Origin of the sequence: Cupriavidus sp. SK-3 (genome assembly GCF_000611145.1) — a bacterium.
GTDB lineage: Bacteria > Pseudomonadota > Gammaproteobacteria > Burkholderiales > Burkholderiaceae > Cupriavidus.
In genome coordinates, this window is sequence record NZ_JFJV02000033.1 from 39,419 (window position 1) to 40,606 (window position 1,188).

Sequence of the window (1,188 nt, forward strand, 5' to 3'; positions counted from 1 at the left end):
GTGAGGGGAGAGGGAGTCGCAGCCGTCGTTATTCCAGGCTGTTCTGGCGCATCTTGTCGGCCTCGGCCTCGGCCAATGCCGCCGGTTTGTCAGCGGACGGGGGCGACGCATCCTTGATGGCCGACAGCGCCGACGTCACTGCCTGCCAGGCCGCGCCAGCCTCCGCTTCGCTGCATTCGCCATGCTGCCGCTTGGTGGCGCCCAGGCGGTTGAGCACGAGGTGCTGGTCGGGTTCCACGCCCGCGCCGGCCAGGCAGGCTTTCACGCAGGCCAGCGGGCAGCCGTCGAGCGCCAGGATCGGGCGGCCCGAACGCGCGACCCTGGTGAGCGCGGCAACACCGCCGCCAACCCCGCTGATGCAGGACATCTCGGCCATCCCGCCGCGGTCCAGCCGCACGGCGAAGGCGTTGGCGAGCTGCGCCACGCTGGAGCAGCCGGAGCAGGCGTAGACGAGGGGCAAGGATGTGGTGCCAGCCTTGGGCATTGAGATACCTCCGGACTTGATGATCGGTATGAGAGAGCGTCCTCAGGAAGCGGTCGCCGACGGCACGCATCGCGCGATGCCCGTGGACAAAGCGGCGTGGCGTTCGCCACGCGGCGCGGCAGCGCCGTCAAGCCCGCACAGCCTGAGAATAAAGCGCGCCACCTGGGCAGCCTGGTCGAGCGGCAGGCACGGCATGCCGATATCGAGCGGCACATCGCTGGCCACCGCGACGATGGACGCGTCGCGCGGGTAGTAGGGCGCGCGCCCGTGCGCCGGCCGATATACCTCGATGCGCGGAATGGCTTCGCTGCGGAACCCTTCCACCAGGGTCAGGTCCGCCGGCGCCAGGCGCGCCACCTGCTCGCGCAAGGTGGGCTCCGGCGCGCCGTTCAGGTCGTGCAGGATGGCGAAACGGAATGGCGAGGCCACCAGTACCTCGCCGGCGCCGGCCTGGCGAAAGCGCGCGCTGTCCTTGCCCGGCGGCTCGAGTTCGAGGGGATGGTGGCTATGCTTGATGACATTGACGGTCAGCCCTTGCTGGCGAAACCAGGCGAGCATGGCCGTGATCAGCGTGGTCTTGCCGCTGCCGGAGGTGCCGGCGATGCCAATGATGGCGGGTTGCATGACTGTGCTCCCATGAAAGGCGTCCGGGCAGACGGACTGGCGAAGCGCGGGGCGCATTCCGCAGGGGTGGAATGCGCCCC

General features: G+C 69.6%; 2 protein-coding genes. Both read right to left on the reverse strand.

Going from position 1 to position 1,188, the window contains the following annotated elements:
- Window positions 1-28: 28 nt before the first annotated feature.
- On the reverse strand, window positions 29-484 hold the full coding sequence (locus CF70_RS03450) for a putative zinc-binding protein (RefSeq protein WP_035860361.1): 456 nt from the start codon (window positions 482-484) through the stop codon (window positions 29-31).
- A 42-nt stretch (window positions 485-526) separates the two neighbouring features.
- Window positions 527-1,108 carry a molybdopterin-guanine dinucleotide biosynthesis protein B gene (gene mobB, locus CF70_RS03455; RefSeq protein WP_035860363.1) on the reverse strand — a complete coding sequence of 194 codons (582 nt, stop codon included), beginning with the start codon at window positions 1,106-1,108 and terminating at the stop codon, window positions 527-529.
- Window positions 1,109-1,188: the final 80 nt, after the last annotated feature.

Excerpts from the sequence above, each read along its gene's own strand:
- CF70_RS03450 (WP_035860361.1), bottom strand. The coding sequence starts at position 484 with ATGCCCAAGGCTGGCACCACATCCTTGCCCCTCGTCTACGCCTGCTCC.
- mobB (WP_035860363.1), bottom strand. The coding sequence starts at position 1,108 with ATGCAACCCGCCATCATTGGCATCGCCGGCACCTCCGGCAGCGGCAAG.